Annotated in this window: 16 protein-coding genes; 6 read left to right on the forward strand and 10 right to left on the reverse strand. The window is 69.5% G+C overall.

Annotated features, from left to right (window positions below):
• Nucleotides 1-22: 22 nt before the first annotated feature.
• Genes Q8S40_RS12775 through gyrA form a run of 4 tightly spaced genes read right to left on the reverse strand, consistent with a single transcriptional unit; the run spans nucleotide 23 to nucleotide 4,467 of the window.
• Nucleotides 23-565 (reverse strand): peptidylprolyl isomerase, encoded by a 543-nt coding sequence (locus tag Q8S40_RS12775; protein WP_304815733.1) that lies wholly within the window; start codon nucleotides 563-565, stop codon nucleotides 23-25.
• Nucleotides 566-594: 29 nt separating this feature from the next.
• Nucleotides 595-1,191: a peptidylprolyl isomerase gene (locus Q8S40_RS12780; RefSeq protein WP_371136834.1), complete on the reverse strand. Its 597-nt coding sequence runs from the start codon at nucleotides 1,189-1,191 to the stop codon at nucleotides 595-597.
• On the reverse strand, nucleotides 1,188-1,709 hold the full coding sequence (gene coaD, locus Q8S40_RS12785; protein ID WP_305670707.1) for a pantetheine-phosphate adenylyltransferase: 522 nt from the start codon (nucleotides 1,707-1,709) through the stop codon (nucleotides 1,188-1,190). Before coaD ends, Q8S40_RS12780 begins: the two co-directional genes overlap by 4 nt.
• On the reverse strand, nucleotides 1,702-4,467 hold the full coding sequence (gyrA, locus tag Q8S40_RS12790; RefSeq protein ID WP_305670756.1) for a DNA gyrase subunit A: 2,766 nt from the start codon (nucleotides 4,465-4,467) through the stop codon (nucleotides 1,702-1,704). Before gyrA ends, coaD begins: the two co-directional genes overlap by 8 nt.
• Before the next feature lie 300 nt (nucleotides 4,468-4,767).
• On the opposite strand from gyrA, the gene Q8S40_RS12795 reads away from it, so the two are divergent.
• The gene (locus Q8S40_RS12795; RefSeq protein ID WP_305670708.1) at nucleotides 4,768-5,631 is read left to right on the forward strand and encodes a class I SAM-dependent methyltransferase; all 864 of its coding nucleotides are present in this window, start codon (nucleotides 4,768-4,770) and stop codon (nucleotides 5,629-5,631) included.
• A 9-nt stretch (nucleotides 5,632-5,640) separates the two neighbouring features.
• On the opposite strand, the gene Q8S40_RS12800 is transcribed toward Q8S40_RS12795, so the two are convergent.
• Together Q8S40_RS12800 and ssb are read right to left on the reverse strand one after the other, a co-directional pair.
• A complete protein-coding gene (locus Q8S40_RS12800) occupies nucleotides 5,641-6,537 on the reverse strand; it encodes a metal-dependent hydrolase (protein ID WP_305670709.1) in 897 nt (298 codons plus the stop codon).
• 102 nt (nucleotides 6,538-6,639) lie between these two features.
• Complete coding sequence (ssb, locus tag Q8S40_RS12805) at nucleotides 6,640-7,191, reverse strand: single-stranded DNA-binding protein (RefSeq protein WP_305670710.1); 552 nt, start codon at nucleotides 7,189-7,191, stop codon at nucleotides 6,640-6,642.
• Nucleotides 7,192-7,387: 196 nt separating this feature from the next.
• Here ssb and uvrA point away from each other — a divergent pair, with 196 nt between their 5' ends.
• The gene (gene uvrA / locus Q8S40_RS12810) at nucleotides 7,388-10,264 is read left to right on the forward strand and encodes an excinuclease ABC subunit UvrA (protein WP_305670711.1); all 2,877 of its coding nucleotides are present in this window, start codon (nucleotides 7,388-7,390) and stop codon (nucleotides 10,262-10,264) included.
• A gap of 7 nt (nucleotides 10,265-10,271) precedes the next feature.
• Here the strand turns inward: uvrA and Q8S40_RS12815 are convergent, their stop codons facing one another.
• Together Q8S40_RS12815 and Q8S40_RS12820 are read right to left on the reverse strand one after the other, a co-directional pair.
• Nucleotides 10,272-11,078: a hypothetical protein gene (locus Q8S40_RS12815; protein WP_305670712.1), complete on the reverse strand. Its 807-nt coding sequence runs from the start codon at nucleotides 11,076-11,078 to the stop codon at nucleotides 10,272-10,274.
• A gap of 48 nt (nucleotides 11,079-11,126) precedes the next feature.
• On the reverse strand, nucleotides 11,127-11,942 hold the full coding sequence (locus Q8S40_RS12820) for a squalene/phytoene synthase family protein (RefSeq protein WP_305670713.1): 816 nt from the start codon (nucleotides 11,940-11,942) through the stop codon (nucleotides 11,127-11,129).
• 144 nt (nucleotides 11,943-12,086) lie between these two features.
• Here Q8S40_RS12820 and Q8S40_RS12825 point away from each other — a divergent pair, with 144 nt between their 5' ends.
• Nucleotides 12,087-12,725, forward strand: a complete 639-nt coding sequence (locus tag Q8S40_RS12825) for a superoxide dismutase (protein WP_304815748.1) — start codon at nucleotides 12,087-12,089, stop codon at nucleotides 12,723-12,725.
• A gap of 248 nt (nucleotides 12,726-12,973) precedes the next feature.
• Here the strand turns inward: Q8S40_RS12825 and yajC are convergent, their stop codons facing one another.
• Nucleotides 12,974-13,312: a preprotein translocase subunit YajC gene (yajC, locus tag Q8S40_RS12830; RefSeq protein WP_305670714.1), complete on the reverse strand. Its 339-nt coding sequence runs from the start codon at nucleotides 13,310-13,312 to the stop codon at nucleotides 12,974-12,976.
• A 110-nt stretch (nucleotides 13,313-13,422) separates the two neighbouring features.
• On the opposite strand from yajC, the gene Q8S40_RS12835 reads away from it, so the two are divergent.
• The 3 genes from Q8S40_RS12835 to Q8S40_RS12845 all read left to right on the forward strand — a co-directional run bounded on the left by Q8S40_RS12835 (nucleotide 13,423) and on the right by Q8S40_RS12845 (nucleotide 17,018).
• On the forward strand, nucleotides 13,423-14,289 hold the full coding sequence (locus Q8S40_RS12835; RefSeq protein WP_304815751.1) for an ATP-binding protein: 867 nt from the start codon (nucleotides 13,423-13,425) through the stop codon (nucleotides 14,287-14,289).
• 160 nt (nucleotides 14,290-14,449) lie between these two features.
• Nucleotides 14,450-14,683, forward strand: a complete 234-nt coding sequence (locus Q8S40_RS12840; protein WP_305670715.1) for a hypothetical protein — start codon at nucleotides 14,450-14,452, stop codon at nucleotides 14,681-14,683.
• Between the two features lie 247 nt (nucleotides 14,684-14,930).
• On the forward strand, nucleotides 14,931-17,018 hold the full coding sequence (locus tag Q8S40_RS12845) for a hypothetical protein (RefSeq protein ID WP_305670716.1): 2,088 nt from the start codon (nucleotides 14,931-14,933) through the stop codon (nucleotides 17,016-17,018).
• Here Q8S40_RS12845 and serS read toward each other — a convergent pair.
• The gene (gene serS, locus Q8S40_RS12850) at nucleotides 17,008-18,285 is read right to left on the reverse strand and encodes a serine--tRNA ligase (RefSeq protein ID WP_305670717.1); all 1,278 of its coding nucleotides are present in this window, start codon (nucleotides 18,283-18,285) and stop codon (nucleotides 17,008-17,010) included. The genes Q8S40_RS12845 and serS overlap by 11 nt on opposite strands.
• Between the last annotated feature and the right edge of the window lie 2 nt (nucleotides 18,286-18,287).

The raw sequence follows: 18,287 nt of genomic DNA on the forward strand, positions 1-18,287 counted from the left end.
AACCGGGCGCGCGAGGAGCGTGTTAGGCGTCGGCAGCGGGGGTGCTGTCAACCCCCTCGGCCGGGCTGGCGGCGGCGGCGGTGCCGACGCGCATGGACTTCACGCGGTCCGGCTCACGCGCAATGCCGTTCGGGCCCTGGCCGCGCTTGATCTTGTCCACCAGGTCCATGCCGTCCACGACGCGGCCCCAGATGGTGTACTGGCCGTCCAGGCTCGGCGCCGGCGCGAACATGATGAAGAACTGGCTGTTGGCGCTGTTCGGGTTGTTGGTGCGCGCCATGCCGCAAACGCCGCGCGCGAACTTCGCCTTGGCCGGCGGGCTGAACTCGGCCGGCAGGTCCGGATGTTCGGAACCGCCGGTGCCGGTGCCGGTCGGGTCGCCGCCCTGCGCCATGAAGCCGTCGATCACACGGTGGAAGGGCGTGCCGTCATAGAAGCCGGCGGTGGCCAGCGCCTTGATGCGCTCGACATGCTGCGGCGCCAGTTCCGGCAGAAGCTCGATGGTCACCACGCCGCTGTCCAGTTCCAGCAGCAGGGTGTTTTCAGGCGCGAGGGAAGCGCTCATCTGTCTTGGTCCTTCGGAGATTGTCGTTGTCAGCGCGCATCTGCTGCGACGCGCATGGCACGGATGCGGTCGGGCGGCTGCGGCACCTGGCCGGAGGGCCCCTGCCCGCGCTTGATCTTGTCCACCGCCTCCATCCCCGCCACGACGCGGCCCCAGATGGTGTATTGGCCATCGAGATTCGGTGCCGGCGCGAACATGATGAAGAACTGGCTGTTGGCCGTGTTCGGCGCGCTGGTGCGCGCCATGCCGCAGGTGCCGCGCAGGAAGCGGGCGCGGTTCGGCGGGGTGAATTCCGCCGGCAGGTTCGGCAGGTCGGACCCGCCGGTGCCGGTGCCGGTGGGATCGCCACCCTGCGCCATGAAGCCCTCGATCACGCGATGGAACGGCGTGTTGTCGTAGAAGCCGCGGCGCGTCAGCAGCTTGATCCGCTCGACATGGCGCGGCGCCAGTTCTGGCAGCAGTTGGATGGTGACGCGGCCATCCTTCAGTTCCAGGAACAGGGTGTTCTCGGGGTCCGTCTGCGGTTGCGCCTGAACCGGGCGGGTGGCCAGCATCGGCATGGCGAGAGCGGGGGCAACCAGGCCGGCGCCGAGCAGGCTGCGGCGGAGCAGGGCTGGAGCTGTCATTCTGCGGCTTCCTTGCGGTTTCGCACGCGCACCAGCGTGCGCTCCAGCGTCAGCTTCGGGACGAAGGAGGTGACGTCGCCACCCAGCGTCGCGACCTCCTTCACAAAGCGCGAGGAGATGAACTGGTTCGTTTCACTCGCCATCAGGAACACGGTTTCCACATCCGGTGCCAGGCGGTGGTTCATGCCGGCCATCTGGAATTCATAGTCGAAGTCGGACACCGCCCGCAGGCCGCGGATGATCATCCGTGCCTGCGACTGGCGGGCGAAATCCACCAGCAGCCCGGTGAAGGGCACCACGAGGATCTCGGAACCGGCCTGGGCGGAGATGGTGTCGGTCTCCGCCTTCACCAGTTCCACCCGCTCATCCAGCGAGAACAGTGGTCCCTTGCCGGAGTTGATGGCAACGCCGACCACCAGCCGGTCCACCAGCCGCGCGGCGCGGGCAATCACGTCCAGATGGCCGTTGGTCACCGGGTCGAAGGTGCCGGGATAGATGCCGATGCGCTTCTCAGACATCGCTGCCGGGCTCCATCATGCCGACCGCGCCGGTCTCGGCGGCGGCGCCTTCGACGCCAGCCTGCGCCGGTGCCTCGTCATCCACCACGGGGAAGCAGGAGGTCACGCGTTCCTCCGCATCCGGCCGCGCAATCCGCACGCCCATGGCGCTGCGCCCGGTGATGCGAACCTGGTCCGCCGGGGTGCGGATCAGCTTGCCGCCATCCGTCACCAGCAGCAGGTCGTCGCCCGACTGTACGGTGAAGGTGGCCACAACCTCCCGCCCCGTGCGCCATTTGGCGTCGAAGCCAATGGCGCGGATGCCCTGGCCGCCGCGGCCGGTGAGGCGGTATTCATAGGCCGAGCTGCGCTTGCCGAAGCCCTTTTCCGTCACCGCCAGGATGAACTGCTCGGCATCCGCCAATTCGGCCTCGCGCTCCGGCGTCAGGGTGACGACCTCGCCACCCTCCTCGGCCTCCTCGGCAGCGACGGAATCGGCCGCCTCGTTCTCGGCTTCCGCATCCGCCTCGCCATTCTGCCGGCGGCGCTGTGCGGCGGCGCGGAGATAGGCGCGGAATTCGGGCTGCGTGCCTTCCACATGGCGCAGCACGGCCAGTGAGATCACCCTATCCCCATTCAGCAGGCGGATGCCGCGCACGCCGCTGGAATCGCGGCCGGCAAAGACCCGCAGCGTATCGGTCTCCGCCTGGAAGCGGATGCAGCGGCCATTGCGGGTCGCCAGCATCACGTCATCACCCTCGCGGCAGGTGGCAACGCCGATCAGGCTGTCGCCCTCATCCAGCTTCATCGCGATCAGGCCGACGGCGCGGACATTCTTGAAGTCGGACAGCTTGTTGCGGCGGACATTGCCCTGCGCGGTGGCGAAGACCAGGTGCAGATTCTCCCACAGCGATTCATCCTGCGGCAGCGGCAGCACCGCCGTCACCTGCTCGCCATCCTGCAATTGCAGAACCTGGCGCAGGCTGCGGCCGCGGCCCGTTGCGCCACCTTCCGGCAGCTGCCAGATCTTCTCGCGGAAGGCGATGCCGCGGGAGGTGAAGAACAGCACCCATTGATGGGTGTGTGCCACGAAGCTGCGCAGGACGATGTCATCTTCCCGCGTCGCCGCGCCGCTGCGGCCGCGGCCGCCGCGATGCTGGCTGCGGAACACATCGAGGCCGGTGCGCTTGACGTAGCCATCGCGCGTCAGCGTCACCACCATGGTGCCCGGCTCGATCAGGCTTTCATCATCCTGGTCGGCGACGCCGTCGAGGATCTCGGTCATCCGCGGCACGGCGACCTGCGCCCGCACCGCCACCAGCTCCTGCCCCATCAGCTCCAGCCGCCGGGGGCGGGAGGACAGGATCTCGAGCAGATAGGTGATGGTGCCGGCCACGTCGTTCAGCTCGGCGTTGATCTTCTCCCGCTCCAGCCCGGTCAGGCGCTGCAGGCGCAGCTCCAGGATGCCGCGGGCCTGGTCCTCGGTCAGCCGCACCGTGCCGTCATCGGCGAGCGTGTTGCGCTCGTCATCGACCAGCGCGAGCAGCGGCGCCACATCGGCCGCTGGCCAGTCCCGCGCCATCAACTGCGCGCGCGCCGTCGCCGCATCCGGCGCGGCGCGGATCAGCGCGATGACCGCATCGATATTCGCCACCGCGATGGCGAGGCCGATCAACTGGTGGCCGCGTTCGCGCGCCTTGGCCAGGCGGAAGCGCGACCGGCGGAGGATGACCTCCTCGCGGAACTTGATGAAGGCCATCAGCGCATCGCGCAGCGCCATCTGCCGCGGACGGCCCTCGTCCAGCGCCACGAAATTGACCGGGAAGGAGGTCTGCAGCTGGGTGAAGCGGTACAGGTGGTTCAGCACCACCTCCGGCGTCGCATCCTTCTTCAGCTCAACAACGATCCGGAGCCCGTCGCGGTCCGATTCATCGCGCAGGTCCGAGATGCCCTCGATCGCCTTGGCGCGAACCAACTCCGCGATCTTCTCGATCAGCGTCGATTTGTTGACCTGGTACGGGATCTCCGTGACCACGATCATGGACCGGCCGCCGCGCATATCCTCGATCGTCGCCCGCGCCCGCAGCGGGATCGATCCGCGCCCCGTCTCGAAGGCGCTGCGGATGCCGGACCGGCCGAGGATCAGCCCGCCGGTCGGGAAATCCGGGCCGGGCATGATCTTCATAAGGTCTTCGAGGCTGATCGCCGGGTCGGCGATCATCGCAAGGGTGGCGTCGATCACCTCCCCCGGATTATGCGGCGGAATGTTGGTCGCCATGCCGACGGCGATGCCGCCGGCGCCGTTCACCAGCAGGTTCGGGAAGGCGGCGGGCAGCACCTTCGGCTCGCTGGCCGATTCGTCGTAGTTCGCCTGGAAATCGACGGTGTCCTCGTCGATTCCCTCCAGCAGCGCGGTCGCGGCACGGGCCAGGCGGGCTTCCGTGTAGCGCATCGCCGCCGCCGGATCGCCATCCATGGACCCGAAATTGCCCTGGCCGTCGATCAGCGGCACCCGCATCGCGAAGGGCTGCGCCATCCGGACCAGCGCGTCGTAGATGCTGCTGTCGCCATGCGGGTGGTACTTACCCATCACGTCGCCGACCACGCGGGCCGATTTCCGGTGCGGCTTGTCCGGCGCGAAGCCGTTCTCGTTCATGCTGAACAGGATGCGGCGATGCACGGGCTTCAGCCCGTCCCGCGCATCCGGCAAGGCGCGGGAGACGATGACCGACATGGCGTAATCGAGGTAGGAGCGGCGCATCTCCTCCTCGAGTCCGATCGGTGCGTATTCGTTCGGGCCGCCTGCGGCGCTCTGCGGCCCATCCGGTCCTTGGGGCGGGCCTTGCGTCCCGTTCGGGTCGCCGGGCGGGGGTGACGTGTCGCTCAACGCGGAATCCTCATCCAGGGCCGGGCGTGGCGGGGCCCCGCGGGTTGTGGATTAGGCAATTCCGGGCCTTTGCGGAAGGGTGCCGGGGCCTGGAAGGCCGATTCAGTGCCCGCAAGCGCCGTTACGTTTCGCGCCAGGCGCCGCTTTGCGTAATATCCCGGCGATGGCCGGGCAAGGAGGCGGGAGTCGCATGTGGCAGATCGGGTCCGGACGCCAGTGACGCTGCCCTATATCGACCAGCTCCTGGCACAGCTCGCCCGCGGCAATGCCGCGCTGGAGCAGAGCTTCGGCCGGCACATCCATTGGGGCTACTGGCCCGACCCCGGCATCGCCGAGCCCGACCGGCCGGAGGATTACGCAGAGGCGGCGGAGCGCCTAAGCCTGGAATTACTGGACCTGGCCGGGATCACCCCCGGGATGCGGGTGCTGGATGCCGGCTGCGGCTTCGGTGGCACCCTGGCCTGCCTGCAGGACCGGGTCGAGGGGCTGGACCTCACCGGATTGAACATCGACCCGCGCCAGTTGCAGCGCGCCCGACAGCTTGCCCAGCCCCGCCCCGGCAGCTTCCTGCGCTTCGTCGCCGGCGATGCCTGCACCCTGCCCTTCGCCGATGCCAGCTTCGACCGCGTGCTGGCGGTGGAGTGCATCTTCCACTTCCCTTCCCGCGCCGCCTTCCTGGCGGAGGTGCGGCGGGTGCTGCGGCCGGGTGGTGCGCTGGTGATCTCGGATTTCGTGCCCGCCACGGTCTGGGTGCCGATGGCGCGGATGGCGCGCTGGCCGGCGCTGGAGCGGCTGAACCTGTTCGGCGCCTGCGACGTCACCTGCTCCGCGGCCCGCTACCGCCAACTTGCGGCGCAGGCCGGCCTGCCGGTGACCACCTTGCGCGACATCACGCGCCACACCCTGCCGACCTATGCCTTTCTCGGCCGGATGCTGGCCCGCGGCACGCGGCGCGGCTTTGGCCAGAGCCTGGCGCGCAGCGGGCTCGGCATGCTGGACTGGGTCGGTCGCCGTGGCCTGCTGCGCTACAGCCTACTGCGCTTCGACCGGGTCTGAAGGGCGTTTTTAGGCCGGCGCCCGATGGTGGTGGTGATCCGGCAGGCCGAAGCCCGGATGTTCCTGCTTCCAGGCTTCCAGCAGATCCCGGTCATCCTCGTCCCAGGGATGGAAATCGCGGCGGAAATAGGCGGTGTAGGCGGAGACCGGAGGCGTGCCGAACAGGTTGCGGAGGCTGGGACCGGAGGGCGAAGCACCCCCCTCCGCCGACTTCACCGCACGGCGGGGCCGGAAGAACAGCTTCACCCGCATCACGGAGAAGGCGATCATCAACCCGATCGCGCCCGTGACGGTCACCACGACCAGGCCAAAGATCCGGTGCATCCAGGCCCAGAAGCCGCGGCCAAAAACATGCTCATACACATCGAAGCACACGGCCTTGTGCTCGATCTCCTCCGCCGCATGCCAGAGCCACAGATTGGCGAAGGCCGGGTCGGTACCCTCCCTGTAGAGCAGCCGCTTCCGCAGCAGCAGGGACGCCAGGATGGCGGTGAAATGCTCCAGCGCGCAGGTGATGGAAAGCTGGGTGGCGCGCGGCCAGATGGTCTTGGCGATGCCGAGCATGATGCGGGCCACCGTCTCCAGCTCTGCCCCCAGCACATTCGCCTCCCGCAGCGCCGCGTTGGAACGGGCGTGTTCGCGGGAGTGGTTGGCCTCCTGGTGGATGAACTGGTCCGCCGCCTCGCGCAAAGCGGGGTCGGTGATCCGCCCCCGGTAATACGCGACGGAGCGGCAGAAGAACGCCTCGCCGACCGGAAACAGGAAGGAGATGGCGTTCAGCCCATCTTCCGAGACCCTTGGCAGGCGGGTCCAGGCCCGCGCTGCCGCGGCATCATAGGCCAGACGCACACGCCGACGGATGATCTCGATCGGGGTCGCGCGGGGATTCGCCGGTGCATCGCTCACACCTGTTGACTTAAGCGTGAGCTTCTAATGCATCAAGGTAAAACTAGGCGGGATTCGCCCTGGACCGGTCCCGATCCTGGGCGTCTTAACCGAAATTAAGACTCAGAACGGGATATCGTCGTCCAGGTCGCTGCCACCCTTGGCCGGGGGGCTGCGACCGCCGCCGCCGCCCCCGGAACGCGCGCCGCCGCCGCCGCTATTGTCCCAACCGCCGCCGCCCGACCGAGCCGGGGCGGAAGACCTGCCGCCGCCGGCGCCGCCATAGCTGCTACCCGAGTCGCCATCCCCCGGGTCGGCGGCACCGCCGGCGCGGCCACCGAGCAGGGCGATCTCGCCGCGGAACTGGCGCAGCACGATTTCCGTCGAATAGCGGTCAGCCCCCGCCTGGTCCTGCCATTTGCGGGTCTCAAGCTGGCCCTCGACATACACCTCGGAGCCCTTCTTCAGGTACTTCTCGGCAATCTCGCCCAGCTTCTCATTGAAGATCGCCACCGAGTGCCACTCGGTCCGCTCCTGCTGGTTGCCCTCGCGGTCCTTGAAGCGTTCCGAGGTGGCCAGGCGGAGATTTACCACCCGGCCGCCATTCTGGAAGTTGCGGATTTCCGGGTCGCGGCCGAGCCGCCCCACGAGGATCACCTTGTTCACACCGGCCATGGCCGCATTCCCTCAATCTCGACCGCGGAAGCTAGCCCGAAGGTGATCCTCCTGCCAGTCGCAGCAGGGCTGCGCTGGCGGCACCTCGCAAAACCACTTCCCGACCCACCTATATCGTGGCAGATTAACCAGAACACATAGCGAACGCCAGCCCGGATTTCGGGGCGGGCGTCCCCTCCAAATCGGTGGATCCTTCATGAGCGGCCAAATCCGCGTCCGCGGCGCGCGGGAGCACAACCTCAAGAACATCGACATCGATATTCCGCGGGACACGCTGACGGTGGTGACCGGCCTTTCGGGGTCCGGCAAATCCTCGTTGGCCTTCGACACGATCTATGCGGAGGGGCAGCGGCGCTACGTCGAGTCGCTCTCTGCCTATGCGCGGCAGTTCCTGCAGCTGATGCAGAAGCCGGATGTGGACAGCATCGAGGGCCTGTCCCCGGCGATTTCCATCGAACAGAAGACCACCAGCCACAATCCGCGCTCCACCGTCGGCACGGTGACGGAAATCCACGACTACATGCGCCTGCTCTGGGCGCGCGTGGGCGTGCCTTATTCGCCGGCCACCGGCCTGCCGATCGAGGCACAGACGGTCAGCCAGATGGTCGATCGCATCATGGCCATGCCGGAAGGCACGCGCCTGCTGCTGCTGGCGCCGGTGGCGAAGGGCAAGAAGGGCGAGTTCAAGAAGGATTTTCTTGAGTTCCAGCGCCGCGGGTTTGAGCGGGTGAAAGTCAACGGCGTACTGCACCAGGTCGGCGAGGTGCCGGCGCTGAACAAGAAACTGAAATACGACATCGAGGTGGTGGTGGACCGCATCGTGGTCCGCGAAGGCATCGAGGCCCGGCTGGCGGACAGCCTGGAGACCGCGCTCGGCCTGGCCGATGGCGTAGCCTATGCCGAACCCGCCGATGGCGGCGAACGCACCGTCTTTTCACAGAAATTCGCCTGCCCGGTCTCCGGCTTCACCATCGAGGAGATCGAGCCGCGGCTGTTCTCCTTCAACTCCCCACAGGGCGCCTGCCCGGCCTGTGATGGCCTCGGCACGCAAAGCTTCTTCGACCCGCAGCTGGTGGTGCCGGATGACACCAAGTCCTTGAAGGATGGCGCGGTGCAGCCCTGGGCGGGGGCGCAGTCCCCCTATTACGACCAGACGCTGGAAAGCCTGGCGCGGCACTTCAAGGTCTCCATGACCACGCAATGGGGCGACCTGACCAAGGCTTTCCGCCAGGCGGTGATGCACGGCACGGGGCCGGAGGTCATCACGCTGAAATACAAGGACGGCCTGCGCGCCTATGACGTGAAGAAGGCGTTCGAGGGCGTCATCCCCAACCTCGAACGCCGCTACCGCGAGACCGACAACCCCTGGGTGCGAGAGGATCTGTCCCGCTACCAGGCCTCCCGCGCCTGCCCGGTCTGCAGCGGGCACCGGCTGAAGCCCGAATCGCTCTCGGTGAAGATCGCCGGCGAGCATATCGGCATGGTCAACGACCTCTCGATCATCAAGGCCCGCAAATGGTTCGCGGGCGTGATGCCGACGCTGACGACGCAACGCCAGGAAATCGCCCGCCGCATCCTGCGGGAAATCGAGGAACGGCTGCAGTTCCTGGTCGATGTGGGGCTGGACTACCTCAGCCTCGGCCGGTCCTCCGCCACGCTGTCAGGCGGCGAATCGCAGCGCATCCGGCTGGCCTCGCAGATCGGCAGCGGGCTGACCGGCGTGCTGTATGTGCTGGATGAGCCGAGCATCGGCCTGCACCAGCGGGACAATGAACGCCTGCTGAAAACGCTGCGCCGCCTGCGCGACATCGGCAACACGGTGCTGGTGGTTGAACATGATGAGGACGCGATCCGCAGCGCCGACCACCTGATCGATATCGGCCCCGCCGCCGGCAAGGGCGGCGGCCGCATCATCGCCCAGGGCACGCCGGCGGAGGTGGAGGCGAACCCCAACAGCATCACCGGCCAGTATTTGTCCGGCGCGCGCCGCATCCCGATGCCGGCGACGCGGCGGCCGATCGACCCGAAGCGGATGATCCGCGTGGTGGGGGCGCGCGGCAACAACCTGAAGGACGTGACGGCCGAGATCCCGCTCGGCACCTTCTGCTGCATCGCCGGCGTCTCCGGCGGTGGCAAATCCACCCTGATCATCGAGACGCTGTTCAAGGCCGCCTCCCGCCGCCTGATGGGCAGCGGCGAGGTCCCTGCCCCGCATGAACGGCTGGAGGGTCTCGAACACCTCGACAAGATCATCGACATCGACCAGTCGCCGATTGGCCGCACGCCGCGATCGAACCCCGCCACCTATACCGGCCTGTTCGCCCCGATCCGCGACTGGTTCTCCGAGCTTCCGGATTCTCGCGCCCGCGGCTACGCGCCCGGCCGCTTCAGCTTCAACGTCAAGGGCGGCCGCTGCGAGGCCTGCCAGGGCGATGGCGTGCTGAAGATCGAGATGCACTTCCTGCCGGACGTCTACGTCACCTGCGACACCTGCAAGGGCAAGCGCTACAACCGCGAGACGCTGGAGGTGAAATTCCGCGGCAAGTCCATCGCCGATGTGCTGGACATGACCGTGGACGAAGGCGCGGAATTCTTCTCCGCCGTGCCCGCCATCCGCGACAAGCTGGTGGTGCTGCGCGATGTCGGCCTCGGCTACATCCATCTTGGCCAGCAGGCCACCACGCTCTCAGGCGGTGAGGCGCAGCGGATCAAACTGTCCAAGGAGCTGTCGCGCCGTGCCACCGGCCGCACGCTGTATATCCTCGATGAACCAACCACCGGCCTGCATTTCGAGGATGTGCGCAAACTGCTGGAAGTGCTGCACACGCTGGTCGCGCAGGGCAACACCGTGGTGGTGATCGAGCACAATCTGGAAGTCATCAAGACCGCCGATTGGGTGCTCGACCTCGGCCCGGAGGGTGGCGAGGGCGGCGGGCGCATCGTGGCGCAGGGCACGCCGGAACAGGTGGCGGCGGAGAAGGAAAGCCACACCGGCCGCTTCCTCGGCCCGATCCTGGCGCGCGAGGGCGAGGTGCAGGCGCCGATCGTGGCGAAGAAGCGCAAGCGGGCCTGACGCCGCCTCAGCCGCGCAGCAGCTCCGCCATCGCCACGGCAAGCTGCGCGGCCTCCGGCTTCGGCAGCGCCTGTTGCAGCGTCTCCGGCGCCGCGGCACGCAGCAGGGCGGCGGCCTGGCGCAGATCCTCCGGGCCGGTGGCCGGGCGGGGCGCCAGACGCGCCACCGCCTGGGCAATGCGCTCCGTCCGTTGCGCCAGGCTGTGCTGGTCGTTGGTGACGTATTGCTTGATGAAGCGGGATTGCTGGTATCCGATCAGCGCGTCCGATTCGATGTGCACCGCGGCCAGCAGGGCCGGGTCCTCCCGCAGCAGGCGTTGCAGCATGCTCTGGTCGTTTTCAATCTGGTTCCACAGCGCAGCGGCGCGCAACGCTTCATCCGGGATGGCGGCATAGGCCGCAATCCAACGCCGCGCCGCCTCCCGCGCTGCCTCCCGACCCAGATCCCACAGGAAGACGCCAGCATTGATGTCCCATGGCGCCTGCCCGGAGCCGGGCGGGTGGATCATCGCCTTGCCGGACTGGCTGGCCAGGTAGCCTGCCAGATCGAAGCGTGGATCGGCGATGAAGGCATCGGCATCCAGATGCATCACCCAGCCGCGATACCCTTCCGCCAGCCGGTCAGCCAGGAAGTCCAGCCGGTTGTACGTGGCCTGCCAGGGGTGGAAGCCGCGCCGCACGCCGATGAACACCTCCATGCGGATGCCATGCCGCAGGCAGAAGGCGCGGTTGGCCGGCAGGGTGGCCATCAGCATCGGAAAATATCGGTCCTGGTCCGCCGTCTGGAACAGGATGATCTCGGGCAGGTCGGGCATGGGCGGATCCGTTGGGCATCGCAACCTGCCATGTGGCAGGCGTATCGACTACCCGAGCCGGCCGCGCAGCCCGGCCCAGACCAGCGCGGCGCGGTCACCCACGCCGCGCGGATGCGGCACGGCCCGCCCGGCGGCCAGCCGCGCCAGGTCCCGCCTGGCCAGCACCACCGGCAGCACGGCGGGCAGCGCCACTCGCGGCACCGCCTCCGCCTTGGCCAGGGTCACACCGCCTTCTTCCGCCAGCGCGCGGCGCAGCGGCTCGGCCGTGGCGGGCTCGGCGATCACGGCCTCCGCCGTCAGCCCGGCCTCCGCCAGCGCATCCTGCGGCAGCAGGCAGCGGCCCTGGGCGGCATGGGCGGGAATGCTGCGGAGCACGCCGGCCAGGCCGTGCAGCGCGCCCAGCCGCTGCACCGCGGGCAGCGCCGCATCCGGCGCACCCAGCAGCCGCGCGGCCGCCACCGCCAGCCCCCCCGCGCCGGCCCGCAGATAGGCGCCGAAAGCCTCCCGCGTCGGAATACCCTCCGGCTCCGCCTCCGCTTCCCTGGCATCGACCAGCGCGGCCAGTGCGGCGGCATCCAGCGCGCCTTCGGTGATGGCCGCGTGCAGCGGCCCGGCCACCTCATGCCGCCGCGCCGGGCGGCCTTCCGCAGCCTCCGCCACCGCGTCGCGCCACCATTGCAGGCGAATCAGCGTGGCGATCTGGCTGGTCGCCACCTCCCGCGCGCGGGCCAGTTCGTGGTTGAAGGCGATCAGCGCGAACAACGCCTCCCGCTTCGCCGGCGGCGCGAAGATCGCGGCCAGGTAGCGGTCCGGGTCATGCTGGCGCACGAAGGCGCCGAGCGGCGAAAGCGGGGGTTCGGCCATGCCGCCAGATGACGGTCGGCGGCGCGGGCCGCAAGTGCGGTTGACGCTTCCCGAGGCCACGCCTAGGTCATTCCCCGGTCGCGGGGCCCCATTCGCGGGGACCACCCCGCAAGCTGGCCAAAGCCCCCAAACGGGAGAGACCCCATGCCCTTCACCCTGCCGCCCCTGCCCTATTCCACCTCCGCGCTCGCCGCCCAGGGCATGTGCCAGGAGACGCTGGAACTCCACCACGGCAAGCACCACAACGCCTATGTCACAGCGCTGAACGGCCTGATCGAGTCCAAGGGCCTCGCCGGCAAGTCGCTGGAGACGATCGTGGCCGAGGCCGGCAAGGCCGGCGCCGATGGCCTGCCGGTGCTGAACCAGGCCGGCCAGCATTGGAACCACGCGCTGTTCTGGCAGGTGATGTCGCCCAAGGGCGGCGGCGACAAGCTGCCGGGCAACCTGGCGGCGAAGATCGACAGCGACCTCGGCGGCCTGCAGGCCTTCAAGGACGCCTTCAAGCAGGCGGGCGTGAGCCAGTTCGGCAGCGGCTGGGCCTGGCTGATCATCGGCACCGACGGCAAGCTGAAGGTGACGAAGACCCCGAACGGCGCCAACCCGGTCTCGACCGGCGAAGGCACGCCGATCCTCGGCTGCGACGTGTGGGAACACGCCTACTACCTGGATTTCCGCAACGTCCGCCCGAACTACCTGGAAAACTTCCTGAACAAGCTGGTCGATTGGGAAGTGGTCGCCGGCCTGATGGACAAGGGCGGCCTGACCACCGGCCAGACGGCCTGACACGTCCGACCCGGACATGACGAAGGCGCCGAGGGGGAAACCCCCGGCGCCTTTTTCATGCCTGCTGCCGGCAACAGATCCAGCCGGCACAACCTGCACCCGTCAAAGGCGGGTGAGCGCCCGAACGGGCGCCGCGGCCTATGCCGCGAAGCCAGGCCCGCGGATGCGGGCGCCGGCGCCTGGGGCCGGAGACCACCCGCCGAAGGCGGGTGACCGCCCCAACGGGCGCCAGCGGCCGAGGTCGGATATCAGCTCTTCACGTCGTTGGCGGGCGCCGGCGGCTTCACAACGCTGCCGATCGTGCCGCGCACCACAGTGACGCGGACATTCGGCGCCAGCTCCACCTCCACCTCGTCGCTGTCGTCGCGCACCTTGGTCACGGTGCCGACCAGGCCGCCGCCGGTGATGACCTTGTCGTTGCGCTTCAAGCCACCGAGCATGGCGCGGTGTTCCTTCATCTTCTTCTGCTGCGGCCGGATCAGCAGGAAGTAGAAGACGGCGAAGATCAGGATCAGCGGCAGCAGCTGCATGACAACGGCGCCGGTGCCGCCACCGGCATCCTGGGCATAGGCGGGCGAAATGAACATGTGTTGGGGTCCGGCTTTCCTGGTGGGGTCGGCCCCGGGCTTGCGGGGCATCGGCCCGCAACCTAGCTTCCGCCCCCTTTCCGTCAATACATGATCCGGGTGCCACGTCCTTGTCCGAGCCTCACGCCCTGCTGCCCACCCTCACCCGGATCGCCGAGGCGCTGGAGCGTCTGGCCCCGCCGGCCGCCCAGCGGCCCGATCTCGGGGCGGCGGATGCCTTCGTCTGGCACCCCGGCCCGCCCTCCCGCCTCGATCCGGTGCCGAAGGTCGCCGCCGTGGGAATCACGCTGCTGCAGGGGGTGGAGCGGCAGAAGGCGCTGATCCTGGAGAATACGCTACGCTTCGCCCGCGGCCTGCCGGCCAACAACGCCATGCTCTGGGGCGCCCGCGGCATGGGCAAGTCCAGCCTGGTGAAGGCTGCCCATGCGGCGTGCAATGCCGAACTGCCCGGCTCGCTCGCTTTGGTGGAGATCCAGCGCGAGGATGTCCGCACCCTGCCGGATCTGCTGAATGTGCTGCGAAATGGCGACCGTCGCTGCCTGGTGTTCTGCGACGACCTGTCCTTCGAGCGGGAGGATGCCGACTACAAGGCGCTGAAATCCGTGCTGGATGGCGGCATCGAGGGCCGGCCGGCCCATGTGCTGTTCTACGCCACCTCCAACCGCCGCCACCTGATGCCGCGCGACATGATCGAGAATGAGCGCAGCACCGCCATCAACCCCTCCGAGGCGACGGAGGAGAAGGTCTCGCTGTCCGACCGCTTCGGGCTCTGGATCGGCTTTCACAATTGCGACCAGGACACGTTCTTCGCCATGGTCGAGGGCTATGCCGGCAGCTTCAACCTGCCCGTCGCACCGGAGGAACTGCGCCGCGCCGCGGTGGAGTGGAGCGTGACGCGCGGCGCACGCTCCGGCCGCGTCGCCTGGCAATTCGTGCAGGACATGGCGGGCCGGCTCGGGGTGAAGACCGGGGTCTGACCCGGAATTGTTGCCCCGGGCTGGCGCCGGGGTGAATTCGCCGTCGCGTTGAATTCTTTCCTTGCGGTTCGCGCGCTGCGGCAGGACCCTGCGCGCGCCACCTGCGAGGCCGCCATCCCGGCGGAAAGCTCCATGCGGCTTTCCCTAGGAATGTGATCCCATGTCCCGCTTCTTTGATATCATCCTCTGGCCGCTGACGGCCTTCCTCGGCCTGGTCGGCCGCAACACCAAGGCTGCGATCGCCATCGGATCCCTGGTGACGGTGCTTGCCATCGTCACGCGGCACGGTGCCTGGGCCGCCGGAGCGGCGATGTTCGTCGGGACGGTGCTGGTCTGGCTCAGCGAATCCAACACGCGCCGGCAGGCCGAGCAGGGTGCCGCCGTGGGCGAGTGAGCGCCGGCGCCGCGGGCCCCAGGCCCGGCCCGGCTGAGGCGAAACGCCCCGCGCAGGTTTCTTGCGCCGAAAGCGCCGCGCGCCAACCCTGGCGCAGTGAGATCCGCGGCAATCCAAAACGTGACCCCGCAATGATTCCCCTGGCCGCTTCGGAGGTTGACCGAAGGGCCAGGACGGGTTGCCATTCGCGGGCGCCAGGGGGGCGCGCGCCGCGAAAAGGCGGCCGATCATGGCAGCGGGGTGCTTCATGCCGTCCATTTCGCGCTGGCCTTTCTCGAAGTGGCAAAGGCCTGCCAGCTATGTCTTCGCGCCGCTGATCCTCGCGCCACTGGCGGGCTGCGGCTACACCGTGCAACGCAGCGCAGAGGTCACCGCGAACCAGCAGGCGCTGGCCAACGCGCAGGCCACCGGCGGCACGCTGCGGCAGCGCGTCTCGGAACTCGAGGCGACGCTGACGCAGGAGCGCGCCGCCGCAGGCAACCTCGCCAGCCTGGAACAGCGCCTGCGCGAGGCCGATGGCGCCCTGGGCAGCGCCCAGCGCCGCCGCGCCGCCGCCGAGCAGGAGACCCGCCGCCTGCGCGCCCAGCTGGCGCAGGAGGAGGGCCAGCTGGCCAGCCTCCAGGGCCGCTCCGGCGAATTGCAGCAGACCACCACGCAGACCCAGGCCTCGTTGACCGAAGCCGAGGCACGCCTCGCCGGCCTGCGCAACGACGCCCAGGCCGCCGAGCGCCGCCTGGCGGAGTTGCGCAACCAGGCCGCCGCCCAGGACAACCGCCTCACCTCGCTGGGTGAGCGCCGCGGCGCCGAGGAGCGCCGGCTCGCCACGCTGCAGGACCAGGCAGAGCAGTCCGAACGACGCCTCGCCACCCTGCGCGAGCAGGCCACGACGGAGGAGCGCCGCCTGGCGGAGCTGCGCCAGGGCGGCCAGGCCGCCGACCAGCGCCTCACCGGCTTGCGCGGCCAGGTTGCGGAAACCGAGGGTCGCCTCGGAACCCTGCGCGGCCAGACGCAGGCGGAGGACCAGCGCCTCGCCGGCTTGCGCAACCAGGTGGCGGAGACCGAGCGTCGCCTTGGTGGGCTGACGCAGCAGGCGCAGGCCGAGGACCAGCGCCTTGCCGGCCTCCGGGGCCGGCTGGCGGAGGAGGAACGCCGGCTCGGCGGTCTGCGCGACCAGGGTCAGTCGGCCGACCAGCGCCTTGCCGGACTGCGCGACCAGGTGGGTGAGGCGGAACGCCGGCTGGCCGGGCTGCGCGAGGAATCGACCCGCGCGGAAGGCGCCCTCGGCGCGCTGCGCGAACAGGCGCAGGCGGAGGAGCGGCGCCTGGCGGGCCTGCGGGACTCCGCCGGCGGCGAGGACCGCCGGCTGGCGCAGCTGCGCGAGCAGGCGACGGCGGAGGCGCAGCGGCTGGAAGCGCTGCGTGGCAGCATCGCGAATGCGCAGCAGGCCCTGACGGAACGCCAGCAGGTCACCGGCGAAACCGATCGTCGCCTGACTGGCCTGCGCGCCACGCTCGAGGAGGCTGAGCGCAGCCTGACCGAACGCCGCGCCGCCCTGGCGGAGGCCGAGCAGCGGCTGGGCCAGGTGACCCAGGCGGAGCGCGACACCACGGCGCGGCTTCGCACGGTGGAGACGCGCGTCGCGGAGCTGGACACCACGGTCACCGAACGCGAGCGCCGCCTCGCCGGGCTACGGGATTCGCTGGCCACCGCCGAGGCCGCGCTGGCCGAGCGCCGCGGGCAGGTGGAGCAGGCGCAGGCCGAACTCGACCGGTTGGGCACGGCGCGGGAGGAAGCTGCCGCCACCCTGCGCAGCCTGGAAGCCCGCAGCGCCGAGCTGCGCAACGAGGTCGGCGCTGCCGAACGGCGCCTCGCCGAATTGCGCAGCGGCACCGCGGCGGAGGAGCGCCGCCTGCAGACCGCGCGCGCCGAGGCGCAGGCCGCCGGCACCGACCTGCAATCCCGCCGCACGGAACTGGCCCAGGCCGAGGCCCGCCTCGCCGAGGCCAATCGTGCCAACGAGGCCGCCGGCACGCGCCTGCGGGAAATCACCCAGGGCACCGACGGCGCGCGGCAGGAACAGGCAAGGCTGCGCGACCAGGCGGAGACCCTACGCAGCGAGGTCGCGGCCATGGAGCGGCGGCGCCAGGAACTCGGCGCCGAGGTCGCAACCCTGGAAGCCCGGCTGACGCAGCAGCGTCAGGAGCTGGCGCTGCTGGCGGTGCGCGTCTCGCGGGAACGCCAGGCGCTGGAGGTCCAGCCTTCCCGCACCGGCGCCGAGATGGCGCCCCGGCCGCGCGAGGGTGCCGGGCCAGACAGCGAGACCGTCAGGCAGTAGCGGGGCTGAGCACGCTCTGCCCGCCCATATAGGGGCGCAGCACCTCGGGGATGGCGATGCTGCCATCCTCCTCCTGGTGTGTCTCCAGCACCGCGATCAAGGCCCGGCCCACGGCCACGCCTGATCCGTTCAGCGTGTGCAGGAACTCGGTCCCCTTGCCGCCCGCCGGCCGGAACCGCGCATCCATGCGGCGCGCCTGGAAGTCCCGGCAGTTGGAGCAGGAGGAAATCTCGCGCCAGGCCTGCTGGCCGGGCAGCCAGACTTCCAGATCGTAGGTTTTGGCGGCGCTGAAGCCGGTATCGCCGGAGGCCAGCACGATGCGCCGCCAGACCAGGCCGAGCGCCGTCAGCACCCGCTCGGCGCAGGCCGTCATCCGCTCATGCTCGGCCTCGGACTGGTCGGGCAAGGTGATGGAGACCAGCTCCACCTTCGGGAACTGGTGCTGGCGCAGCATGCCGCGCGTGTCCCGCCCGGCGGAGCCCGCTTCCGAGCGGAAGCAGGGCGACAGCGCGGCGAGCCGCATCGGCAGCGCCGGCTCGGCCAGGATGTCGCCGCGCACGATATTGGTCAGCGGCACCTCCGCCGTCGGGATCAGCCAGCGACCATCCGTGGTGGCGAACAGGTCTTCCTTGAATTTCGGCAGTTGGCCAGTGCCGTACATGGTGGCGTCGTTCACCAGCAGCGGCACGCTGGCCTCGGTATAGCCGTGCTCATCGACGTGCAGGTTCAGCATCCACTGGCCAAGCGCGCGTTCCAGCCGCGCCAGCGGACCGCGCAGCATGGTGAAGCGGGCGCCGGCGAGCTTGGCGGCGGTGGCGAAATCCATGCCGAAGGCCTCGCCCAGCTCGAAATGCTGGCGCGGCGTGAAGGGGTAGTCGCGCGGGCTGCCCTGGGTGTGCAGCACGACATTGGCCGATTCGTCCGCACCCTCCGGCACATCGGCTGCCAGCAGGTTCGGCAGGGCCGCCAGCAATGCGTCGCGCGCCTCCTCATGCACTTCCGGCGTGGCCGCGGCGGCGGCGTCCATGGCGGCCTTCACCTCAGCCTTCAGGCGATCCGCCAGCGCTGCGTCGCCGGCCTTCATGGCGGCACCGATCTGACGGGACAGCTCGTTGCGGGTGGTCTGCGCGGCCTGCACCAGGCGCACCGCCTCGACCCGCAGATCATCGAGGCGCAGCGCCTCCGCCGCCGCGGGCGGCAGGGACCGCCGGGCGAGGCCCGCGTCGAAGGCTTCGGGGTTGGCGCGAACCGACTTGATGTCGTGCATGG

This window comes from Falsiroseomonas sp., from assembly GCF_030695085.1.
Classification (GTDB): domain Bacteria; phylum Pseudomonadota; class Alphaproteobacteria; order Acetobacterales; family Acetobacteraceae; genus Falsiroseomonas.

Coding starts and splice junctions, on each gene's coding strand:
- Q8S40_RS12775 (WP_304815733.1), bottom strand. CDS start 565: ATGAGCGCTTCCCTCGCGCCTGAAAACACCCTGCTGCTGGAACTGGAC.
- Q8S40_RS12780 (WP_371136834.1), bottom strand. CDS start 1,191: ATGACAGCTCCAGCCCTGCTCCGCCGCAGCCTGCTCGGCGCCGGCCTG.
- coaD (WP_305670707.1), bottom strand. CDS start 1,709: ATGTCTGAGAAGCGCATCGGCATCTATCCCGGCACCTTCGACCCGGTG.
- ssb (WP_305670710.1), bottom strand. CDS start 7,191: ATGGCCGGTGTGAACAAGGTGATCCTCGTGGGGCGGCTCGGCCGCGAC.
- uvrA (WP_305670711.1), top strand. CDS start 7,388: ATGAGCGGCCAAATCCGCGTCCGCGGCGCGCGGGAGCACAACCTCAAG.
- Q8S40_RS12815 (WP_305670712.1), bottom strand. CDS start 11,078: ATGCCCGACCTGCCCGAGATCATCCTGTTCCAGACGGCGGACCAGGAC.
- Q8S40_RS12820 (WP_305670713.1), bottom strand. CDS start 11,942: ATGGCCGAACCCCCGCTTTCGCCGCTCGGCGCCTTCGTGCGCCAGCAT.
- Q8S40_RS12825 (WP_304815748.1), top strand. CDS start 12,087: ATGCCCTTCACCCTGCCGCCCCTGCCCTATTCCACCTCCGCGCTCGCC.
- yajC (WP_305670714.1), bottom strand. CDS start 13,312: ATGTTCATTTCGCCCGCCTATGCCCAGGATGCCGGTGGCGGCACCGGC.
- Q8S40_RS12840 (WP_305670715.1), top strand. CDS start 14,450: ATGTCCCGCTTCTTTGATATCATCCTCTGGCCGCTGACGGCCTTCCTC.
- Q8S40_RS12845 (WP_305670716.1), top strand. CDS start 14,931: ATGCCGTCCATTTCGCGCTGGCCTTTCTCGAAGTGGCAAAGGCCTGCC.
- serS (WP_305670717.1), bottom strand. CDS start 18,285: ATGCACGACATCAAGTCGGTTCGCGCCAACCCCGAAGCCTTCGACGCG.